Here is a 15,464-nt window from a genome sequence, read left to right on the forward strand (position 1 = left end):
GTTTTCTCCTCTCCTCTCCTGCTAGAATCGGACGCCAAGCTTGATGCTGCGCTCGGGATGGCGATCCACATAGTTCTCGTACGCCTCTGCGCTTTCTTCGAACGGAACGACCGGATGAATAATCGGTTCGCAATTCAAGATGCCGCTGGACAGCATTTCCCAGCAGGTCTGCTCGATCCTTCTGAAGCTCCAGCGGGGGTGGTCGGGATTCGGCTCGCTGCATGCTCTGGAGAATACGATTTTCGCATTGTTGAAATGCGCTTCCCGTCCCAGATCAAGCCCGCCGCGAAAGGCTCTCGCCCAGCCGGTAAAAGCGATCGTGCCCCCGTAAGCCAACCCGCGCAGCACATGCTGAAGCGCAGCTTCGCTAGCGCTCGTCTCGATGACGACATCCACGCCCAGCCGGTCCGTGTCCTCCTTCAGCCGCAGTCCGACATCCTCGGCAGCCGGATCGAATGCGCGGTCCGCCCCGCTGCGGAGCGCGACCTCTCTGCGCTCCGCAATGGGGTCGACCACCGCCACATAGGAGGCGCCCGCGAGCCTCGCCATCTGCGCGGCGATTTGCCCGATAGCGCCGAGACCAAAGACGGCGACCCGGTCGCCAAGCCGCAGACCGCCGTCGCGGATGGCGCCAAGGGCGAAGATGGACGGATCGAGGCAAACCGCATTTTGCCATGACATGCTCTCGTTCATTTTCAACAAATAAAAGTTGTCCACGGCCTTGACATTGTGCGTCTCCCGGATACCGCCATAACCGCATACCCTCTCGCCGATCTGATAACCAGTCACAGCGGAACCGACTTCCCTGATCGTGCCCACCCACTGGTTGCCGAGGTTCCACTCTCCGTACTTGACCATGCCTTCACCATGCGTGCGGGGCATGAAGGCATGCCACTTCGGATCGTAATATTCTTTGAGATGCGGGCTTTCACCCCGAAAATCCGCCAGCTCCGATCCGTGCTTGGGTGAAGCGAAATCCAGCTTGACCTTGACTTCGTCAGGTGCTAAGGGCTGCTCGTCATAGGGTTGAAGCGCCGCCACCCGCGGTTCAGCTGCAATAAGCCGTTTCGACATGATGCATCTCCTCCTTGATTGCTTTTAAGCGTTATACCCGTGCCGGCATAAAAGAGCCGAATTCCTCCAGAAATTTGCGCAAAGCGGCCTCTCCGTCTCCCTGCGGAAAATATTCAAGACCGACAAAACCGTTATAACCGGTCATCTTGCCGCAACCCAATATCTCCCTAAGCCTATCCCTGCAAGCCGGAAAACGGATGACTGGACATACTGCTAGCCCCTCCCGGCATCACGGTCATACCGTAAACGATACTGCTGCGGCGACAGCCCCGCCTTGCTCTTGAAGAACCGTGAGAAGTCGTCGATGTCCTCGTAACCGACCAGCAATCCGACCTCCTTGACGGTGCAGCCTCCAGTCTCAAGCAGCTTCTTTGCCTTGTCCAGCGTCAACTGCTTCTGCAGCTGGATCGGCGTGATGCCGAACATTTTTTTGAAATGGTTGCTGATATACGTCGGATGCAAATGATAGCGCTCGCCCAGCTCCGCCAGACTGCAGCGGGACGCGGACTCGTCCAGCAGCTCGGCCAGTATGCCGGCGAACGCATCGGAGAACGCGCTTTTGAGCTGCATGTCAGGGTGCCGCAGCGCCTCGTCGATGATCAGCGCAACGAGCTCCATCGCCTTCGCGCTCTTCATCAGCACATCTGCGATCGAACGGTAAGACGTCGCGCAGCGCAGGTACTCGTGGAACACCTGCTCGAATCGCTCCGGCTGCTGCAGCCGGAAGCACACGGGGAACCGGAAGGCGCTCAGCGCATCAATCGTCCCGGCTATCTTCAGATTGAAATGCCACCAGAGAAATTCCGTCTCTTCTCCCGTGTCCATGACATGATCATGCGGCATATGCGCGGGAATGATCAGCACATCACCCGGATTGGCGTAATAGTCCCGGCCCTCCATATGCAGTCTGGAGGCGCCGGACTTGATATACGATACAATATAGAACGGCATTACCCGGCTTCGCTGCTGCAGCTCGCGCCGCTTATGCATATCGTACTGCAGCATGTTCAGCTCCGCTTTCTCCACGAGAGAGAACCAGGGATCGGTTTTTGCCAAAGGCTTCCCTGCCACCAGCCCCTGCTGAAGGCTCCCGGATTCAGCCGCGCTTTGCCGCCTAATCATCGAAGCTCAGCACGACTTGAAGATTCTTCTCCGTCTGCCGGTCAAGCATGGCATAAGCGTCCGCAGCTTCGCTGAACGGCATGATCCGGGTAATAAGCCCCTCCAAATTCAGCACGCCTTGACCGGCCAGCCGGAAGACCGTCTGCTCCATCCGGATCCGGCTCCACCGGTTGCTAAGCTCAGGAGCTACTGCATTGATCTGCGAGCACACGATCTGGATGCGGTTATGATGAAACTCCTCTCCGAGATACAGCCCTTCCGCCTGCCCCTGATAGAAGCCCGCCGCCACAACGCGTCCGTTATACACCGCAGAACGGACAGCTTGGTGCAGCGCATGCGGGGAGCCGGAGATTTCAATCACGACATCCGCGCCGCAGCCCCCTGTGAGCGCTCTGATTTCCTTTGCAGCATCGCAGGTACCGCTGTTGATGGTATAGTCGGCGCCCAGATCTCTGGATTTGGCCAGACGGTAATCGTCCAGGTCGACCGCGATAACTGCTGCACCGTTTCTTTTGGCCAACTGGGCGACCAATTGTCCGGGAACGCCCTGGCCGAACACCGCCACCGTCTCGCCGACATGGAGATGGGCGTCCAGTACGGCATTCAATGCAATGCAGCCCATCTGTGAAAATATGCCAATGATCGGCTTAAGACCCGGAGCAAGGCGATGCTCGCGGGCAAACGCCTCCGTGACGACATGCGAGCTGCGGTGTCCCCATGTCCCGTAAACGAGATCGCCGGCCCGTACCTCCTGTACATCGGGCGACGCTTCAACCACCTCGCCGATTTCCTCGTAAGCCCATCCGCCGACAACAGGATAGAACGTGCTGCCCGGCTGCCTTTTCTCGAACAGCTGCAGCTCCCTGTTCCATATGCCGCCGACCATCGGATTCGTCCCCCGATAGGCGGTCAGCTGCGTGCCTGCGCTGATCCCCGAATAAAGCGTCCGCAGTCTGAGCTCTCCCGGCCCAAGCGGCCTCTCCTCATACTCATCGATCCGGACGGAGCGTTCCCGGTCGAATACCAGTACCTTTCCCACTGCTGCAGCCTCCTTCACTGATTGGTCAGAAGAAATAGCTCTGCCTGCCTTCCATCATTGTCATCTTATCATCCGGGGAAGCGCTTTCTCCATTGCAATTCCACATCAATGTTTGTCATTTATACAGGTATGAGGAGCGGAAAATTTCTTCCCGGACTCCCTGCCGGGGTTCACGGCGTGTCGCTCGGCTGCTGGAGCGAAACGGCGATGCCGTTCACAATATGCCTCGGCTGCTCCCCGGTGAACAAACGGCCGATCTCCATCGCCGCATATTGCTGAAGACGGATCATCGAATCCTCCGAATACCAGGCGCAGTGGCTGGTCACGATGCACTGCTTCAGCCCGAGCAGCGGATGTGTAGAAGGCACCGGCTCCTCTTCCATGACATCGAGCGCGGCACCGGCGATTGTGCCGCTGCGCAGCGCATGAACAAGCGCATCCGTATCGATGACCGCCCCGCGCGAAGTATTGATCAAGAGCGCGTGAGGCTTCATCTGGTTAAAAGCTGTCTCGTTCAGCACATGCCGGGTATCCGGCGTAAGCGGCAAATGGACGGACAGCAGGTCGCTCTCCTGCAGCAGCTGGGGCCACTCCACCCGGCGGACGCCGTATTGAGCGAATATTTCCGGCTGGACGAACGGATCGCAGGCGATGACCTGCAGATCAAAGGCCATTGCCCGGCGGGCGACCGCCCTGGCGATATTGCCGAAGCCGGCAAGGCCCAGGGTTCTGCCGGACAGTCCGGCGATCGGCCTGCAAGGAGCGTTGTCCCAGATTCCGCTGCGGACCTGGCCTACAATCTCGGGAATTTTCCGCACGGCCGACAGCAGCAGGGCGAAGGTATGGTCGGCCACCTCGCTTATCCCGTAATCGGGAACATTCACGACCGCAATTCCCGCTGCCGCTGCCGCATCAATATCAACATTGTCCACTCCGATGCCGTAACGGACAATGATTTTGCAGGACTGCAGCTGCGTGATGACTGCGGCGGTTATCGGAGCGTACTGTGTCATAATGGCATCGGCGTTCCGGCAGAGCTCCGCAACCTCCCGCTCCGTCCTGCACTGCCCGGTAACAAACCGGAAGCCCAAGGGCTCAAGAATCGCCCTCTCCGGCGCAAGATTCGGATACGTGTAATCCGTTACCGCCACGCTGCGGTTTTCATTCGAGTTCGATTTCATAGAGCGCCACTTCCCCTCTGTAATGATTGGCCGATAAAATCTTCAGACCTTCCTTGTCTTCCACAACCAGCGCTTGTGTCGGCCCGACTCCTTCGTCGACGACAAATTTCCCGAACCGAAGCTCCCCTTCTCCGCAATAGGAATCCGGCAGCCAGATTTCCAGAGCCCGGCTTCCGCTCCTGTTCCCGACAAGCAGCCCCGTCTTCCCTGCTGCCTTCACTTCAAGGATCACATGCCCGAAGCTGACGCCGCTCTCGAATATCGGCTCCCAACGTCCCGCCCGACGCTTGTAGACGGCCAGACGATCACCGTGGAACGGCTCGATCGCTGCAAGCTCCAGTTCCCCGTCGCCGTCCAGATCGAGCAGTACCGCCTCGCTAACCGGACGGTCGAGCATCCGCTCTGCAAGCCATTCCCCCTTCGGTTCCGAGGGAACCGAAATGCGGAACAGCCCCTCTTCGGCCGAAACAAGAACTGCCTCGGTTCCATCCGTCCGGTCAATCAGCAGGCCGTGGTTTTTCGTAAGTCCGGTCAGAATCGGCCGAAGCTCCCACTCCCCGCCGGGCTCCTCCGGGAACCGCGCAGCGTATAAGGCACCTGCCGACGACCAGTCCTCCTGATGCCGCTTGCTCCCGCACAGCGTCGCGGCGATCAGGAACGGCACGCCACCGGCCTGGACCGTCTCGATCCGGTGCACATACGGCAGCGGGAACAGCTCCTGCACCTGCCATGGCTCTGCGACGGATGCACCTTGACTTGCATGGATAACGCAAGCATGCTCCGACTGGAAAATCGGAAAAAATTTCTGTATCGCCAGAAGCTCGCCCGGCCGACCGGGATAAGCGGTCATGTTCATCGTCCCGCCCGGCCGCTGCCAGACGGCCGAGGCGTTCCAATCCGGCGGCGAGAACAACAGACATTCCCGCTTGTCCTCGCTTGCCGCGAGCAGATGCGTCCCGCCCCGTAGATCAATCCGCTGCACTGCATAGACCATCGGCAGCTCGGCCAATATCCGCTTGTTAACCTTCATCTGCCGCATTCTCCTCCTCTTCCAGCGATTGCCGTATCGACTCCAGCAGCGCTCTTCCCGCGCGCTCGACGGCAAAGGGATCTCCCGTCTCCGTGCGCACTTCGACAGCGACGCGCAGCGTGGCGCTCTCCAGCAGTCCAGCGGCCTTCGCCTGACGGAACAACCCGCAGGCAAAACGGGTATCCAGAAAGCCCGGTGCTCCAATAGGCCTATGGTAATCACCATATTCCGGATCGCGCCGGTCAAGTACCGCATTCGCCAAATGAATCTGCGGCGTATACGGGGCAGCCAGCCGCCATGAATCGGCAAGCCCTTCGCCGCACAGGGCAGCGTGCGCGGTATCCCAGGACAGCCGGACCGGTCCGCGAACGCCGCCAAGCCGTTCCATCAGCAGGACGGCCTCTTCTGTCGGTCCAAGCAGCCGGTTTTTATGAGCCCCCCTGTCCAGCGGCTCAATGAGCAGCCCCATTCCTTCATAGCGGCGGACAGCCTCGCCGAGCTCGCTCAAGCTGTCCGCGAGCCGCTCGCCCGCCTCCGCGCGGAGCGGCTCGCCGGGATCTTCCCCGCTGACCACGGCAATATGGGTTGCGCCGCATTCGGCTGCCGGCTCCAGATAATCGGCGATGCGCCGTACCGCCTGTCTTCTCTCTGCAGGATCGATGGCGGACAAATTTAACCGCTCCTCCGTGATAAGACGGGTAAGCCACTGCGTAAGCGACAAACCGGCTGTACGCACTGCATCCGCAATCCGCCGCCGCGCAGCGCCATCTTTCACAATGCCGATTTCCAATCCGCCGTAGTAACCTTCGGCAGCATAGCGTTCTACCGCATCAGGCAGAAAACCCGGCCCTTCAATCGCATGGTGGAACACCTCTGCCATGTGCAGCGCCGGGACAAACCATTTATGATTAACCAGTATAGTCACCTTCTCTCATAGCGGTCGGCAGCTTGTTGGCTGCGCGGGCGCAATCTTCGCCGTTCCCGACAGAGGACAATCTCTCCGAACTGCCGCCCCCTCTGCGACGCCGCGACCGGCCCGAATACGGTCTGCAGCTCTCAACAAAATGCAAACAGGCCAGTGATGAAATTGTGCGGCGGGTTCTTTCACTAAATTGTAGCAACCGCCGCCTGCGCCCGCTATTGTCGTCTGTTGACATCCGCTGTCTTTTATTTACTTTCAGTACGGAAGCGGCATAATTCTATTTATTGCGGGCGCTTGAAGCGCCATTAACCTGGATAATCACCATCGGGAAGGAGGATTGACTGCAATGCTTGTAGAATGTATGTACCATCGGAGCACTCTGCAAGCTCCGTTTCTAGCTCTTAAGCAGAGAGATAGGAGAATAGCAGAACACAGGATGGGGCAGGTCGATACCGGGATGACAGAGCATTCTATCGCTAATTCCGTTTATTCCGCAGTTGTCGTGCATCAAGAAAATGTTGTGGGCATGGGCAGAATAGTCGGTGACGGAGCCATGTATTTTTATATACAGGATGTGGCCGTTCTGCCCGATCATCAGAAGAATGGGGTCGGCAAATTAATTGTCGAGCAACTGCTTGCCTATATAAAAAAATGCAGGCATCCGAATGGCATCGCATTTGTCGGACTATTCGCATCAGGCGGACAAGATACCTTCTACGAGCCGTTCGGATTCAAGGATTACTCGCCGGGTATGACAGGCATGTTTATGGTTCTGGATAGATAACAAAGTACGGCAGACTATTACAGGACTTTATTCTCTGGAAAGCCTGCCGTATTTTATGGGCGCAGAACTCATATACGGACTTTTCTAAAATTGTTCAGGCCAGGCGAAACAGTATTTGCTTGCGGTCCACCCTCGCCTGTTCCTCCGGCAATCGAAACAGATCATGGATCGGCTTCAGCTCATAGACAGCTGAGCTGCCGAGTCCGGCGGGAACGGCATGCAGCAGGTATTCAGCCATCCGACCGCCCGGCTCCGTCCAAAAGCCGTCTTCCAGCACAACTTCCTCCTCCACTGCGCGCAGTCCGAGAAGCAGCGCGCCATGACGGAACGAGCGGTAGCCTCCCATCAGAGTGCTGCGGCTGATTATGGGCTCCGCGCGCAGTCCGATCCCGAAGCGGATTTCCAGCGAGTGCCTCATTCCGTCCACGACCGCAAAATCATTCTCAATCCGCACGGCCGTCCCGCTGCCATCCGCGAATAGCGTCAGACTGCCGCGATCCATCCAATCCGGCAGAAATATGCGCCACTGCAGCGCGTCGCCGGAATCCGATAAGGACGGTAGCTCTCCTCCAAGCTTGATGCGCAGCCAGCCCTCAAGCGGATAACCTGTCGTTATCTCAACCTGCAGCGGCTCTGCTTCTGGCCTCTCGATCCGGACGGCAGCCGGATGAAAGAAAGGCACGATGGCTGCGTCTCTGTCGCGAAACAGGACATACGAGGCAGCGCGGGCCAAGCCGTCGCCTCCCCGCATCGTGCAGCACCACCATGCCTCGAACACATTAGCCAGAGGATACAGATACGGCTCGCGCGCGCCGGAGCAGCAGTCGCAGCCAAAGCCGCCGTTTGGCCGCTGCCCGTGCCCGATCCCGTTATAATAAATATGGTGCGCGGTGTTCAAATAGACGGATTGGCCTGTCAGCCGCCACAGGTCGACCGATGCCAGGAATGAATCGACCACAGCGCAGGGCTCGGTCCATTCCGGCCGGCGGAACCAGTTGTAATTGGCATAATTCTCGGTCATGCCGTATCCCATATATAGGCTGTACAAGGCCTTCGCCTGTTCGAGAATGGGCTCCCTGCCGGTATCCTCGCAGTAGCGCAGCATGCCGCGCAGTCCGGACAGGGTTGCATGCGTCTGCATGGAAGCTTCGAGAAAATCAATGCCGGTGAAGACCTCGATCATTTCCTCGATCAGAACGCCAAGCTCCGGCCAGCGCAGCAGCCGATAGGCGTGCGTCGCCCCGTCCAGCATGATGAAGGCGCAGCCAATATCCGTGGACAAGTACCAGCCGCTGATCAGCCCGGACAACAATGTTCCCGATGCCTCTCCGGCGAACACGCGTTGTTCCGGCCGAACGGGATACTGCCTGTAGAAGCCCGCGGCGGGCAGCAGTAAATTGCGCACTAACGTCTCGATGCGGCGGAGCGCCCACTCGTCCTGCTTCCATTCGTAATATTCGCACAACGCACGCAGAAACCAGCTGTTGCCGGATAACTGCTGCTCATCGTTCTCTCCACAGGGCAGCATCCTGCCAAAAAAGCCCCTCTCATTCAACGCACCGCCGATCCTGTCGACGATATCCTGCAAATAGCGGGGTTCGCGGCCTGATGCCTGCGCCAGCATCACAAGCGCGAGCATCGTACGGCCCTCCTGATCGCCTGGCCAGTCGTACTCCGGCGATCTGTAGACCCGATCCGGATGGAAGTCATCCTCCTCCAGTCTTCCGAAGCTCGCTTCGATTCTATCGCGCAGTTCGCCGCCTGCTTGAATGTCATTCAGACGGATAGCATGCAGTTTCATCTGCTTGTTCCTCTCTTATTCGGGGTATCCATTCATCAGATAGCGGAGCTGTCCGGGCGTCAGGGCGATATCTCCCGCCCCGCAGCTGTCTGCCAGATACGAGAGCTTATTGGCGCCAATCAGGGCAAACACCGGAAAGGGCTGCGAGACAAGATACGCCAGCGCAATCTGCGAACCGCTCGCGCCAAGTTCTCTCGCCAGCTCCCGAACCCGGTCCAGTCTGGCATAGCTCTCTTCATTGGCGTACATCGCTTCCACCAGAGCCGACCGGCCGCCTTGCGGCTTCAGATCGCGTCCATATCTCCCGCTGAAGAAGCCGGACGCCTGTGAGGAGAAGGCGAATACCGCAAGTCCTGAAGCTGCATACCAGGCATATTCAGAGTCGTCAACTGCCATGTTGTCGGCGGGCAGAACGGGATTGAGCGAAGCCAGATTCCAATGGGGCTGACTGCCGATTAACGGAGTGCGGCCGTTCTCCAGGGCGTACCGGTTGGCTGCCTCGATGCGGCTGCTCTTCCAGTTGGAAGCGCCAATATAGCGGATGCGCCCTGCCTCAACATGCTCATGCAGCGCATCCATGACCGACTCGACTGACTGCCGGGGATCGTCCCGGTGAAGCCAGTACAAATCGATGCTGTCCGTCTGCAGCCGTTCGAGGCTGTCGTGCAGATCGCTGCGTATCGAGCCTTCATCCAGCCGCGGCTTCGACATCTCTTTCAGGGGCGGATGCGCCCCCTTCGTGGACAAAATGACTTGGTTCCTGGTGTCCCGCTCGCGCAGCCACAGCCCTATCATTTTCTCGCTTGCGCCCCTGCCTCCATCCGCCCAATCGCCATACACATGCGCGGTATCGACAAGCGTTCCTCCAAGCTCCAAATAAAGATCGAGCAGCGCGAAGGACTCTTCCCTGCCGAGGGCAGTGCCAAAATCGGCCGTACCCAAACCAATGACGGAAGGCTCCAACGTTGTTCCCGGAATTTTATGGTATCTCATATTTGCATGATCTCCTCCGATGAGTGAAGCGGCGTATTCGTAACCAAGCGGGTGTTGAGACCCATTCAGGCTTCACCAGTTTATCCCCTATTTCTCCCCCGTTTCCGACTTGCAGGATATACCGGCATTCACCTTGAGCATAATCGTGAAACAAAACGTACCGGCAAGCGATTTTCGAATCTGTCCATGCCGGTACGAATTCATCTGTTTCCAGCCGTCAATGGCCTGCCTGAGCGATTTCCAGCACAACCTCCCCAGGCAGCTCGGACACGACCCCGCCTGGCGGCATCCGCTCCACCGATACGCGAAGCGTTCTGCTTTCGGGAAAATATTCGAATCCGACGCTTCCATAATAGGTCGGCATATCCCAGGCAGAGAAAGCCTCGCTCATCCAGGCAGCAGGAACTCCGGAGCCGATGAAGATCGTCCCGTCCTCCTCCCTGGCCAGACAGTCACGGAGCAGCAGAAACAATTCCGCCGCTGTCCAGCAGTGCGGAGTAATGAACGGGATTTGGTCCCATCCCCGCGTACGATGCCATTGAAGGGACGTATTCTCGTCGTCGCTCCCTTCCGGATATGTGTAAAGTCCAGGCGCCGCGTGCTTGTTCAGAAAGAAATCGATTGAGAGCCATGCCCGCTCCCGCTGTCCCATCAACAGATAATTATGCGCCTGGCCCGCTTCGAAATACGTCCACATGTCCTCAGGAGCATGCACGCCGTTCGGGTAACGCTCCTCATTCCAGAATCGTTCCATGCCGCGGACGATGATCGGATCGTCCTTCTTCGCCCATCCTGTCGGCCAGAGCGCCGAGTTGGGATCCCGCGGATTGTCGCCAAAGATCTGCTCAGCCTTGAGATGCAGGGACCTTCTCAGATCCTCCGCTTCCTCATCGAACCAGGTGCCCTCAATGCCCAGCTCCTCCGCGCACATGGCTGCCCGCTTGAGCGCCATGTAAGCGTATGCGTTAATCCATAATGTCGGCTGGTGATGATCCATCCGTCCGTTAATCAAGCCGTCCCTGGCAGGCTGGCACATGACATCGCTGTCCGGCCTCAGCAGCATTTCGTAGGTGCGGATCTCACTGTGCCGAAGAATCGGCACAATGGTATGACGCATCTGCCGGATCAGCTCCGCCTTGCGCTCGATATGTGGATATACAAGCTCCAGGAAGGATTTGGAGCGCGTCAGCAGATAATGCTCGGACAGCATCCAGATCCCGTTGGACGGTCCGTCCCCTTCTGCGCCGAATCCGCCGAAGGCATCCCGGTGGGCGGCATTGATCACGGCCTCCCTGACAAAATCCGTATAGCCGCCTTTATCCAGCGCCACAAGTACATATGCCCCGTCCCTCAGCCACCAGAGCGGGTAGGAGATCGCGCTGATCCGCGGCTCTGAGGCTACTGTTGCCATGTACATATGAGTTAATTGTGCTTGCATTCCCTCCTGAAACCGCCGGTCGGGCAGGTTCAGCTTGATTCTGCTTCCGGCTCTCCACCGGGAGATAAAGTCATCCATAATTCGCTCAACATCTCCGGGTCCCAGCGAATCGTCCGCGCCTTTCCTGACCATCCAGTTGTCGGCATGAACCTGACAGACGAACGAATACGACTTTTTACCGCCCGGCTCCAGATGAAGGGTATAGGCCATTGCACCGCTGGCCCATGTGGAAGGATCGTTCACCAGGTCTCCTTCCGGTAAAGCATCCTTCTTCAGGAATACGGAGATATCCTTCCCCGTCGCCCCGTAGCTGACGGCTCCGAAGCGGTCCGGCGGCACCGTGGCCGCCATCACTTTTCCACCGTTAATCTCCAGCGCGCTTCCCCGCATCCCGAGACTCTTGACCGGACCGCCGGCTGCGCCGAACGATCGGGTCACCAGATAGAACGTACCGGTCCCGGCGGCAGTTCCCGTATTCTCGATATCCACCGTAAAATAGTTGCGGATATCCGTCGTCCCCGGATCCCCGTCCGCAAACAAACGCGATGTAATCCGGAAGGTTCCCGCCTGCCAGACGGAGGTCAGTACGGGAATATGACCCTCCAGCAGCGACCAGGCCAGCTGCTCCTGCGGCTTCTCCTCCGGCGCATGGAGCATTCCGCCGGTGTAAACCCAGGTGGAGACTCCGTATGTCCGGTGCCCGGGGGAGAAGGAATTTCCCGGCTCAACGACCGTTTTGTATCCCTCATGGGAGGTCGGAACCCCCAGAATGACATGCGTATCGCTGCGGTTCCAGATCCAGTCCGGATGCTCCTTCTTAAGCTCTGCCATCCTGATGTGCTCAATCATCGTATGAACGGTATAACGGGCTTCTGCAGTCATGCCGAATCAGCTCCTTCTAGTGCTAAATGACTTCCAGATCGTTCTTGCCCGGCATAGGGGCATACGGAGCATGAGGCTCGGTCTGATACCAGTAGGCTACTGAAGCGATATCATCCCGCAGCGGCAAATACCTTCCCTCGCTCCGCCACCCAAGCGCCTGGATCGTCACCTTCAAATCCGTTTCGAAGCGGATCGGGTCGAGGATATGCCACCGGTACATGCCAAAACGCTGATTGACCCGGGAGAACCCGTTTTGTTTGGATACTTGATGGAAACCAAGATACGGGGCGGAGAAAGGCAGATAGCCTTCGCCCTCCACCTGCTCGAATGCCCAGGCGCCTCCCACATAATCCTCAGTTCCCGTTCCGCAGATGGTGGGGAATTCCTTATCCCCGTCCAGATAGAATTTGACCTCGCCTTCGCCCCACCAGCCGTTATTGTTGGCTTGCCACGCGAGATAGGTACCCACATAATGGCCCGCTCCCTGAACGCCGTCCAATAGGGTGTGCACATCGGCATAGCCAACCGGATTGCTGCGGCGCCACTGCGCATGGAAATAAGCCATATTGTCCGGAATATCAGTCAGCGTATAATCGATCTGATAGAAAAATTGCGGAATTTCTCCGCCAAGATTCTCAATCGTGATGCGCGCCGCATTGCGGAAGGGCATCTGCCAATAGCTGTTCATGCCGCCTCCGGTCATAACGGAGATCGGAATCGAGTTGACGATGCTTCGCTCGCACCAGCCGCTGCAGTAGAAATCCCCGAGCGGCACTTCTACGGAAGCGCTTTCTTCACCGTCCCAGTACATGCGCAGAATGAGGCTCCGCCATCTCTCGGGCGCACAGGTCATCCACATATGCTGGATCATCCCGGGACCTGCAATGTCGGCAAGCACGAAGGTTTCTTTCGCCCTCAGCGTGACAGCCGGCGACACCTTCCAGCCCTGTCCGAGCTCGCGGGCGCATGACGCGCTGATGCCGTCTGTGGACATGCCTCCTTTGCCCTTCTCTCCCGTAAAATTCTCCGCGCTGATCGAGCGCGTGCGGGCTTTGGAAAGCTGCATCAAATTTCCCAGGTGCAAACCAACTCCATTAAATTCCATGACTTCACTCCTCACATGAATGATAAATGATGGCAAAACGGCAAACTCAACTTTACCGGTAAAGTTATTATAAGGAAATCCTTCCAAACCGTCAATCGAAAAAAAAGCATAAAAAATCTTCCCATTCCGAATCGCCTTATTGCCCATGGATGAACATAGCAAGAAAATCCTGAAAGAGAAGATATATTTGACTTTACCGATAAAGATAGATCAGATTCTTTGCTTGCTGATATTTACTCAACGTGTTTTTGGAATACCGTCGAAGCTCTCACCTTCAGTTCGGGTTTAAGCTTGATATTGATCACTTCGGCAGACGATGCCGTTCCTTCGATTTTGTCGATAAGAATCTGGCAGGCTCTTCGCCCCATCTCCCTGATCGGCGTTTCTACGGTCGTCAGCGGCGGATCCATGATCTGGCCGATGAATACGCCCTCATAGCCCCCGACCGATACATCTTCGGGTATGCGCAGACCAAGCCGTTTGAGCAGGAGGTATACGCATGAGGCCGTAAGATCATTGCATACGAAGAGGGCGGTAGGCCGGTCCTCGCTTAGAAACAATCGGGTAAACAGAGTGTTGCGGCTGCTCAGAGACGCCGGATCGAAATCGGTCGCGAAGGGGATGCAGGTCTGGTGATCCGAAGATAACCCGGCATCGGACATCGCCTGATGGAAGCCTTTTTTGCGGTTGATGATCTCCGATGATTCCGCCAGCCCCTCGTCATACAGATAGGCGACCCTGCGGTGCCCAAGTCCCAATAGATGCTCCGTCATCGCGTATCCGCCGGAAAAATCGTCGCCAACGACATAATCGCATGACAGCTGCTCGAAATATTTGGTATACAGCACATACGGCACGCCCTGCTTGGTCAGCTTCCGGTAAGGCGTATCGTCCAGACTGTGAAAGACGAGAAAACCGTCCACCATCATATGACGGAACTTTTCAATCAATTCGCTTTCGTTCAGCTTATCTTTATCGGTAATCCCCACCGACAAGGTATATCCCCGCTCTATGGCATGCGGCAATGCTCCCCTGATGAACTGCTCATGGTAGCTGTCGTAGAACGACCCCCCCACGATAACGGCGATGCTGGAGGATCTTCCGCTCGACAGACCCTGGGCAAGCCGGTTTGGCGTGTAGCCCAACTGCTTGGCGACCTCCTTGACCTTATCGATGGTTTCCCTGCTGATCGACCTGTCCTCCCGCAAGGCCAGAGAGACTGCCATTTTCGAGATGCCTATCACTTTTGCGATATCCGAGAGGTTTACTCTTTTTTTCATACGATCCCCTTTTCGCTGATCTGATAGAAGAAAGTATATCAAATTGCCTGCAGGCAATCTATAAATGAGTAAACAACCTCTATAAGGCTTCTCCTGCGGCCAGCTTCTGCCTGGCGTATTCGCGGTACTGCTTGGGGGAATACCCCATGCGTATTTTGAACTGCTTGGAGAAATGAAGGGGATCCTGGTAGCCGACTGCACGCGCGATTTGCTTGATCGACAGCGGCTCGAACAGCAGGTGCTTCGCCCGGTCGATGCGGATTTGCGCCAAAAACTGCATCGGACTCATCCCGATGGCCTTGCTGAACGCTTTGCGGAAGTACCGCTGGCTGTAGCCCGTCAGCTCCGCCATTGCAGGGCTGCACAGCGTCAGAGTCTACGTAACATCCGGCTCTGTCACAATCAACAGCATTCAGCTGAGCTAGCTTGGGACACCAGGATTGGAGGAAGCCTGTTTATATGGGCTTCTTCCTTTTTTGTGTCCCCGTCGCGTAAGACGGGCGACAAAGCCATTGCTTGATACCCGCAATTTCGTACCGTTTGGCTGACAGCACGAAGGTGTCAATCCCAGCATAACTGGAAGCGGACCGGACCGCATATAGAAAATTGTCCGGTCCACGGTAGATTTTGGCCTTTTCCATCGGCCGGGTTTCACACATCAATCAGGCGAATTTCGCACATGGGGTCGCGAGCGCCCGCTTTATAATGGTTGAAGGGAAAAAGGCGCCGTTTATGTCTTTTTGTACGGGCATCAAGATACAAATTGTATCTTGATGCCCGTGATGGATGAACGGCAGCGCATAGAGGGAGGTT

General features: G+C 57.2%; 13 protein-coding genes. 1 reads left to right on the forward strand and 12 read right to left on the reverse strand.

Annotated features, from left to right (window positions below):
* Positions 1–21 precede the first annotated feature (21 nt).
* From AC0YNV_RS36955 to AC0YNV_RS36980, 6 genes are all read right to left on the reverse strand, one after another.
* Complete coding sequence (locus tag AC0YNV_RS36955) at positions 22–1,074, reverse strand: zinc-binding dehydrogenase (protein WP_475772542.1); 1,053 nt, start codon at positions 1,072–1,074, stop codon at positions 22–24.
* Positions 1,075–1,287: 213 nt separating this feature from the next.
* Positions 1,288–2,130, reverse strand: coding sequence for a helix-turn-helix domain-containing protein (locus AC0YNV_RS36960; protein ID WP_475772543.1), 843 nt, complete (start codon positions 2,128–2,130; stop codon positions 1,288–1,290).
* Between the two features lie 58 nt (positions 2,131–2,188).
* On the reverse strand, positions 2,189–3,235 hold the full coding sequence (locus AC0YNV_RS36965) for a zinc-dependent alcohol dehydrogenase (RefSeq protein ID WP_475772544.1): 1,047 nt from the start codon (positions 3,233–3,235) through the stop codon (positions 2,189–2,191).
* 170 nt (positions 3,236–3,405) lie between these two features.
* Positions 3,406–4,416, reverse strand: coding sequence for a C-terminal binding protein (locus AC0YNV_RS36970; RefSeq protein WP_475772545.1), 1,011 nt, complete (start codon positions 4,414–4,416; stop codon positions 3,406–3,408).
* Positions 4,397–5,446, reverse strand: a complete 1,050-nt coding sequence (locus AC0YNV_RS36975; protein WP_475772546.1) for a hypothetical protein — start codon at positions 5,444–5,446, stop codon at positions 4,397–4,399. Before AC0YNV_RS36975 ends, AC0YNV_RS36970 begins: the two co-directional genes overlap by 20 nt.
* Positions 5,436–6,371, reverse strand: coding sequence for a sugar phosphate isomerase/epimerase family protein (locus AC0YNV_RS36980; RefSeq protein ID WP_475772547.1), 936 nt, complete (start codon positions 6,369–6,371; stop codon positions 5,436–5,438). Before AC0YNV_RS36980 ends, AC0YNV_RS36975 begins: the two co-directional genes overlap by 11 nt.
* 433 nt (positions 6,372–6,804) lie before the next feature.
* Here AC0YNV_RS36980 and AC0YNV_RS36985 point away from each other — a divergent pair, with 433 nt between their 5' ends.
* Positions 6,805–7,152 (forward strand): GNAT family N-acetyltransferase, encoded by a 348-nt coding sequence (locus AC0YNV_RS36985; protein WP_475772548.1) that lies wholly within the window; start codon positions 6,805–6,807, stop codon positions 7,150–7,152.
* Between the two features lie 94 nt (positions 7,153–7,246).
* On the opposite strand, the gene AC0YNV_RS36990 is transcribed toward AC0YNV_RS36985, so the two are convergent.
* From AC0YNV_RS36990 to AC0YNV_RS37015, 6 genes are all read right to left on the reverse strand, one after another.
* Positions 7,247–8,953 (reverse strand): glycoside hydrolase family protein, encoded by a 1,707-nt coding sequence (locus AC0YNV_RS36990; RefSeq protein WP_475772549.1) that lies wholly within the window; start codon positions 8,951–8,953, stop codon positions 7,247–7,249.
* 15 nt (positions 8,954–8,968) lie between these two features.
* Positions 8,969–9,946, reverse strand: coding sequence for an aldo/keto reductase (locus AC0YNV_RS36995; RefSeq protein ID WP_475772550.1), 978 nt, complete (start codon positions 9,944–9,946; stop codon positions 8,969–8,971).
* Positions 9,947–10,163: 217 nt separating this feature from the next.
* On the reverse strand, positions 10,164–12,266 hold the full coding sequence (locus AC0YNV_RS37000; RefSeq protein ID WP_475772551.1) for a glucosidase family protein: 2,103 nt from the start codon (positions 12,264–12,266) through the stop codon (positions 10,164–10,166).
* Between the two features lie 22 nt (positions 12,267–12,288).
* Positions 12,289–13,371 carry a glycoside hydrolase family 172 protein gene (locus tag AC0YNV_RS37005; RefSeq protein WP_475772552.1) on the reverse strand — a complete coding sequence of 361 codons (1,083 nt, stop codon included), beginning with the start codon at positions 13,369–13,371 and terminating at the stop codon, positions 12,289–12,291.
* Positions 13,372–13,604: 233 nt separating this feature from the next.
* Positions 13,605–14,651, reverse strand: a complete 1,047-nt coding sequence (locus AC0YNV_RS37010) for a LacI family DNA-binding transcriptional regulator (RefSeq protein ID WP_475772553.1) — start codon at positions 14,649–14,651, stop codon at positions 13,605–13,607.
* 79 nt (positions 14,652–14,730) lie between these two features.
* The gene (locus tag AC0YNV_RS37015; protein WP_475772554.1) at positions 14,731–15,003 is read right to left on the reverse strand and encodes a helix-turn-helix transcriptional regulator; all 273 of its coding nucleotides are present in this window, start codon (positions 15,001–15,003) and stop codon (positions 14,731–14,733) included.
* Positions 15,004–15,464: the final 461 nt, after the last annotated feature.

The sequence above is a fragment of the Paenibacillus sp. JT31N11 genome, assembly GCF_056269285.1.

Bases quoted from the DNA above. Each gene is read 5' to 3' on its own strand.
- AC0YNV_RS36955 (WP_475772542.1), bottom strand. From the start codon at position 1,074: ATGTCGAAACGGCTTATTGCAGCTGAACCGCGGGTGGCGGCGCTTCAA.
- AC0YNV_RS36970 (WP_475772545.1), bottom strand. From the start codon at position 4,416: ATGAAATCGAACTCGAATGAAAACCGCAGCGTGGCGGTAACGGATTAC.
- AC0YNV_RS36975 (WP_475772546.1), bottom strand. From the start codon at position 5,446: ATGAAGGTTAACAAGCGGATATTGGCCGAGCTGCCGATGGTCTATGCA.
- AC0YNV_RS36985 (WP_475772548.1), top strand. From the start codon at position 6,805: ATGGGGCAGGTCGATACCGGGATGACAGAGCATTCTATCGCTAATTCC.
- AC0YNV_RS36990 (WP_475772549.1), bottom strand. From the start codon at position 8,953: ATGAAACTGCATGCTATCCGTCTGAATGACATTCAAGCAGGCGGCGAA.
- AC0YNV_RS36995 (WP_475772550.1), bottom strand. From the start codon at position 9,946: ATGAGATACCATAAAATTCCGGGAACAACGTTGGAGCCTTCCGTCATT.
- AC0YNV_RS37000 (WP_475772551.1), bottom strand. From the start codon at position 12,266: ATGACTGCAGAAGCCCGTTATACCGTTCATACGATGATTGAGCACATC.
- AC0YNV_RS37005 (WP_475772552.1), bottom strand. From the start codon at position 13,371: ATGGAATTTAATGGAGTTGGTTTGCACCTGGGAAATTTGATGCAGCTT.
- AC0YNV_RS37010 (WP_475772553.1), bottom strand. From the start codon at position 14,651: ATGAAAAAAAGAGTAAACCTCTCGGATATCGCAAAAGTGATAGGCATC.
- AC0YNV_RS37015 (WP_475772554.1), bottom strand. From the start codon at position 15,003: ATGGCGGAGCTGACGGGCTACAGCCAGCGGTACTTCCGCAAAGCGTTC.